This is a genomic window from Flavobacterium sp. (assembly GCF_046155325.1).
Classification (GTDB): Bacteria; Bacteroidota; Bacteroidia; order Flavobacteriales; family Flavobacteriaceae; genus Flavobacterium.
Map to the genome: position 1 here is coordinate 1 of NZ_JBJXDQ010000073.1, position 6,291 is coordinate 6,291.

A 6,291-nucleotide genomic window follows, 5' to 3' on the forward strand; every position below is an offset into this window, starting at 1 on the left:
CGGTCGGCAATTTTTTGAAGTAAATCAATGTCTTTTTTGCCAATAACTAATCCCATTCTTTCCTGAGATTCGTTGCCAATAATTTCTTTAGCCGAAAGGGTAGGGTCACCCACGGGCAATTTATCCAAGTCAATCAATCCACCTGTTTCTTCCACTAATTCCGAAAGACAATTTAAATGTCCGCCAGCTCCGTGATCGTGAATGGAAACTATTGGATTATGGTCGCTTTCCACCAAACCACGTATGGCGTTCGCAGCGCGTTTTTGCATTTCAGGATTTGAGCGTTGCACAGCATTTAACTCGATTCCAGAACTCATCGCTCCAGTATCGGCAGAAGAAACCGCAGCACCACCCATTCCGATTCTATAATTTTCACCGCCAAGAATTACGATTTTATCGCCTTCTTGCGGTTTGTGTTTGATGGCTTGATCCAGTTTTCCGTAACCAATTCCACCTGCTTGCATAATTACTTTGTCGTAACCCAATTTTCTACTTTTTAATTCCCCTCCTTTGGAGGGGTTAGGGGTGGGTTCTTCATATTCGAAAGTCAAAACCGAACCCGTAATCAAGGGTTGTCCAAATTTATTTCCAAAATCCGAAGCTCCATTCGAAGCTTTTATTAAAATATCTATAGGTGTTTGATACAACCATTTTCGTTCATCAAATCCTAATTTGTTTTTTTGTAACCGTGAATACGAAGTCATATAAACCGCAGTTCCTGCCATTGGCAACGAACCTTGACCACCCGCCAAACGATCCCGAATTTCTCCGCCTGAACCTGTTGCAGCCCCATTAAAAGGCTCTACCGTAGTTGGAAAATTGTGGGTTTCTGCTTTTAAGGAAATAACCGAATTAAATTCTTTTATCTCGTAAAAATCAGCTTTGTCAGCCGTTTTTGGGGCGAATTGTTGCACTCTCGGACCTTTTACAAAAGCCACATTATCTTTGTAAGCAGAAACAATATCGTTCGGATTTTCTTGTGATGTTTTTTTGATTAATTTGAAAAGAGAAGTTTCTTTTTCGATACCATCTATAACAAAGGTACCGTTGAAAATCTTATGACGACAGTGTTCTGAATTGGCTTGAGAAAAGGCGAAAATCTCGGAATCCGTTAATTTTCGTTCTAACTTGGTTGCCAAATTATCCAAATATTCCACTTCTTCTGTGCTCAAAGACAATCCTTCGGACTTGTTGTAAGCGGCAATATCATCAATGTCTAAAATGGCTTCGGGTTGAATGTGAATCGTGAAAATATCTTGGTTTAATTCAGAATATTTTTGCGAAAGCATTGGATCGAAATCGGTAAAACCTTCCGAAACTTTATGAAATTCTTCGATACGAATGATTCCTGAAATTCCCATATTCTGAGTAATCTCCACTGCATTGGTACTCCATGGCGTAATCATTGTGGCTCGTGGACCAACAAAAAAATCCGTCCCGATAGCTATCGGGACGGATTTTTCTATTTTATGGGAATCAGCAAAAAGCCAGTTGAGTTTTGAAATGTCTTGATCTGATATTTCTCCCGAAATTTCGGAATTGATCGTCTGAACGGCAAAAATTGTCTTGCTTTGGTTTTCAAAGAAATGAATCATTGTTATTTAGTTTGTTATAATTAACGCTGCAAATTTAGCGTAAAAAGTTTGCAGGAACAAAAAATACAATGATAAACAACTCGTTTTTTATTTCGGAAAAGCCTTGTTTTGATATGCCCCAATATCAGGTGGTGCTGTTCTACTATTTCCAACGATATCTAAAGGAATTATATAACTAGCATTGCCTTTTTCAAAAGCAGCAGATGTTTGTTCAATGTTAAACTTATTTAATGCAATATTAAAGAATTTAGGGTCTTTATTTAATATTATATTTGAGTAATGCGTTACGTCTGTATTAAATTGATAATCAGGGTCGTTTGTGTATATATTTGAAGTGTTATTGAACTTAACAAGGCAGTTGTTTAATTGATATTCGAATAAGGCTCCTGCTCTTTTCTCCAGAAAAAATTCATTCGAGTAGGATCCGTAAATGATACAATTATTGAACAAGGCTCTTGTTAAATCTTTTATTTCGGGACTTGAACCTTTACTGTAATTACTAACAAAAACGGCTACTTGGGTCGTGCTATTCCAATTATTGTTAAAAGTACAATGTGTGAATTTATAATTACCACCATAGGAACATGCTAAACTAGCTTCACCTGAATTATTAATGACCATATTTTCTCCTTCTATTTTAGCAGTTTGGGCTAAAATGCCATAAACTGAACTATTATAAATTTGTGTATTTTTTAGTTGCACGGTTGTTCCATCATTATTTTGAATCAACAAACCAATTCCAGCATTTTTAATAGTTAAATTATTAATTATGTTGTTGGTGCTGCCATCAGTAAGCCAAATAGTACCCCATTGGCCTGGAACATCTGAATATTCAGGTTCTAATCGATCACCTTCAAACACAACTTCATTTTCTAAAGCTTTGGTTGTTGATACCAATCCATTTACATTTATTGACGCTTGGTCGGTAATTATCAATCCCGAATCTTCATGAAAATGAACCCGGGAACCAGCTTCAAATGACACCGTTTTTCCATTGGGGACGGCTGCATATCCGTAGATTACATAAGGTTTTTTATTGGTAAAATTCAATTCGTTGCCATGTATAGGATCATCCTCGTCTAAATAAAATCCGTAAATTTCATCGCCGCCTACTGGTAATCTTTCGGTAGTACCATCAGTAAATTTTTTAGGATATAAAAAAATCGCATCTTGAATAAGGGTAACTAATTCTACTTTTTGAAGGTTTGAGCCGCTATCAAATAAAATTTGGTCGGTATAGAGAAAGTCGGTTGGTGAAGCATCAGCAACATCAGCTGTTGTTTCTACAAATATGTACAAACTGTCTTTTGCTAAAAGAGTTATATTACTAAATAATTGTCCTTTATTACCTTGCATTCCATCAACAGTCATTCTATATTTTGAATTCAAAGCTTTACCTAATTTTATACTAGGAATAGTGATATCATTTTTACTTCGGTTATACACTTTTAAAGTGTAAGTACTGGAACTTAATTTTGAAAAAACAGTATCTAAATAAACAGTGTCTTTTGAAAATTCTAAATCTCCTGTACTTGCTACAGTATCAAAGTCTGTACGGCAAGAACTAGCAGCAATTAGAATTCCAATTAAAAACACAAAAATAAATGTACGCATTAGGCTTATTTTTTTTGTAAAAATAGGAAAAATACAATAGTATTTTTAAATGATTTTTTAATAATAACGTATAATTAGAATTGTATTGTTATTAGGAGTGTTTTCTTTTGCATAAATTTACATCTTTAAATAAACAGTATGACTTTCGATAAAGAAAAAATCCTTCAACTTTGCAATGATATTTCAAAAAATACCTTGATGCAAACACTAAACATTGAGTATGTTGATGCAGGCCCCGATTATTTAGTAGCTACAATGCCTGTTAATGCTATGGTTCATCAGCCGGCGGGATTACTTCATGGTGGTGCTTCGGTTGCCTTGGCTGAAAGTGTGGGAAGTGCCGCATCGATGTTGTACATCAATCATGAGGTTAGTGAAGTGAGAGGAATTGAAATTTCGGCGAATCACCTCAAAGCAAAACGAGACGGAATTGTGACCGCTACAGCAAGAATTGTGCACAAAGGAAGCAGTATTCATCTTTGGGAAATTCGAATTGAAGATGAAAGAAATAATTTGATTTCGCTTTGTAAATTGACAAATATGGTTTTGCCTAAAAGAAAAAACCAACTAAAATAAATGAAGTTAATTTTAGAAAAAGCAAAGCTACAATGGGAACTCAAGCTTCCTTTTGTTCTCTATAAAAAACCAAATAAACCTATTGTTAAAGGGGTTTTTCAAAAAAACAACAGCTTATTTTCAGTAAATGATTTTACCGAAAAAGGATTTGTTTTTGCCTCTTTTGATGGAAATAAAACCTATATAATTCCTGAAAATGAATCAGAAATTAGTAGTGCTATTTATATTGAGAATCAGTCAATTTCGTTCAATGGAAACGATTTTTATTCCAATGAAAAAGAACGTATTTATTTTGAAAACCTTGTTCATAAAGGAATTCAGGCAATAGAAAATGAGGATTTCAAAAAAGTAGTTTTATCAAGAAGAGAGTCAGTCAATTTTTCTAATTTTGATTTAATGTTAACTTTTGAAAAACTAGTTCAACTTTATCCCACAGCATTTACCTATTGTTTTTATCATCCAAAAGTTGGCGTTTGGCTTGGAGCTAGTCCAGAACAATTATTAAAAGTAAATCAGGAGGTTTTTCAAACTATTTCACTAGCAGGAACACAAAAAGATTCGGGAGGTTCTATTGTGATTTGGAAGCAAAAAGAAGAAGAAGAACAGCAATTTGTAACCGATTATATTGTAAATAAGCTCAAGGATACTGTAACGGAATTGAAGATTTCTAAACCTTATAGCATTAAGGCTGGTTCGCTTTGGCATATCAAAACGGATATTTCCGGGCTGTTAAATCCCGATTATGGTTTGCAAAAACTTATTCGATTATTACACCCAACTCCAGCAGTATGCGGTTTTCCAAAAGATCAATCTAAAAAGTTTATTTTAGATAACGAAAACTACGATAGAACTTTTTACACAGGTTTTTTAGGAGAATTAAATTATGTAGATACCAAAGAAACTCAAAATTCAGATTTGTTCGTAAATTTGCGTTGTATGGAAATTGAGATTGGTTCGTCCCGAAAGCTTTCGGAATTCGCCATGACAAAAGCACATTTTTTTATGGGTTGTGGTATTACCAAAGATAGTATTCCTGAAAATGAGTGGGAGGAAAGCGTTAATAAATCAATGACAATGAAAAAAGTTTTAGATTTATAAATTTAAAAAGGACTTAACTTTAAACTTTAAACTAAAATGAAACTAAATATACTAGCATTCGGAGCACATCCAGATGATGTAGAATTGGGTTGTGGGGGAACCATCGCCAAGGAAGTGTCTATGGGTAAAAAAGTAGGTGTTATCGATTTGACCCGAGGGGAATTAGGCACTCGTGGTTCAAAGGAAATTCGCGATGATGAGGCCAAAGCTGCTGCTGAAATTCTCGGTGTTTCTGTTCGTGAAAACCTGAATATGCGGGATGGTTTTTTTGTCAATGACGAAGTGCATCAATTAGAGATAATCAAAATGATTCGGAAATACCAACCCGAAATAGTAATTTGTAATGCTGTTGATGACCGGCATATCGATCATGGCAAAGCGAGTAAACTAGTTTCTAATGCTTGTTTTCTATCGGGTTTGGTAAAAATTGAAACTGTATATAATGGAGAAAATCAAAAAGCTTGGCGACCTAAATTAGTGTATCATTATATGCAATGGAAAAATAGTATTCCAGATTTTGTGGTTGATATTACGGGTTTTAATGAAAAAAGAGTTGAAGCGATTTTAGCATATCGTTCTCAGTTTTATGATCCAAATTCAAACGAGCCAGAAACGCCTATTGCTACCCAAAACTTTTTGGAAAGTCTTAGTTACCGTGCACAAGACTTAGGCAGAATAATAGGAGTAGATTATGCTGAAGGATTTACAGTCGAAAGATATTTGGCGGTCAATAGTTTAGGGGATTTGATATAATTTTTTTAATAATTTTCTTTGTAAAATAAAAATTTCAATCTATATTTGCACTCGTTAAAAATGGTGGTTGTAGCTCAGCTGGTTAGAGCGCTGGTTTGTGGTGCCGGAAGTCGCCGGTTCGAACCCGGTCATCCACCCTTAATTAAAAAGCCTTGAAGTAATTCAAGGCTTTTTTCGTTTATATATTTTAAGTTTTTATTCTGTTGCCATTCTTTTTAAGATAGCCCATTGTTTCAATGCTGTTCTAGCTTCAACAGCAGGATAGCCTAACATCGTTTTTCCAGCAGGTACATCAGCGGCTACTCCTGAACCTGCACCAATCGTAACACCATCGCCCAAAGTTAAGTGGTCTTTTATCGAAGCACTTCCGCCAATAATAACACCATTTCCTAAAGTAACCGAACCTGCAAGACCGCTATTACCAGCCATGATGCAGAATCTTCCTAATTTACTATTGTGACCAATTTGAACCAAATTATCAATTTTACAGCCATCGCCTAAAACAGTTGAACTGAATTTTCCTCTATCAACAGAAGAATTGGCTCCAATCTCAACATGATTTCCTATGATTACATTACCAATTTGTGGAATTTTTGCCAAGCCTCGTTCTTGACAAGGTCGGAAACCAAATCCGTCAGCGCCAATTGTGCAATTT

Annotated in this window: 5 protein-coding genes, 1 tRNA gene and 1 pseudogene; 4 read left to right on the forward strand and 3 right to left on the reverse strand. The window is 35.2% G+C overall.

The window, feature by feature from the left end; genetic code table 11:
- Positions 1-1,595, reverse strand: a 1,595-nt coding sequence (locus ACKVOD_RS04815) for an AIR synthase-related protein (protein WP_409208341.1), incomplete at its 3' end; no start/stop codon positions are given.
- 87 nt (positions 1,596-1,682) lie between these two features.
- On the reverse strand, positions 1,683-3,209 hold the full coding sequence (locus ACKVOD_RS04820) for a right-handed parallel beta-helix repeat-containing protein (RefSeq protein ID WP_409208342.1): 1,527 nt from the start codon (positions 3,207-3,209) through the stop codon (positions 1,683-1,685).
- A gap of 138 nt (positions 3,210-3,347) precedes the next feature.
- Here ACKVOD_RS04820 and ACKVOD_RS04825 point away from each other — a divergent pair, with 138 nt between their 5' ends.
- From ACKVOD_RS04825 to ACKVOD_RS04840, 4 genes are all read left to right on the forward strand, one after another.
- Positions 3,348-3,785 carry a PaaI family thioesterase gene (locus ACKVOD_RS04825; protein WP_409208343.1) on the forward strand — a complete coding sequence of 146 codons (438 nt, stop codon included), beginning with the start codon at positions 3,348-3,350 and terminating at the stop codon, positions 3,783-3,785.
- Positions 3,786-4,883 (forward strand): chorismate-binding protein, encoded by a 1,098-nt coding sequence (locus ACKVOD_RS04830; RefSeq protein WP_409208344.1) that lies wholly within the window; start codon positions 3,786-3,788, stop codon positions 4,881-4,883.
- Positions 4,884-4,919: 36 nt separating this feature from the next.
- On the forward strand, positions 4,920-5,636 hold the full coding sequence (gene bshB1, locus ACKVOD_RS04835) for a bacillithiol biosynthesis deacetylase BshB1 (RefSeq protein WP_409208345.1): 717 nt from the start codon (positions 4,920-4,922) through the stop codon (positions 5,634-5,636).
- A gap of 63 nt (positions 5,637-5,699) precedes the next feature.
- Positions 5,700-5,773: transfer RNA gene (locus tag ACKVOD_RS04840), tRNA-His, on the forward strand.
- Between the two features lie 58 nt (positions 5,774-5,831).
- Here the strand turns inward: ACKVOD_RS04840 and ACKVOD_RS04845 are convergent.
- Positions 5,832-6,291 (reverse strand): annotated as a pseudogene (locus ACKVOD_RS04845) (UDP-3-O-(3-hydroxymyristoyl)glucosamine N-acyltransferase); the annotation flags it as partial.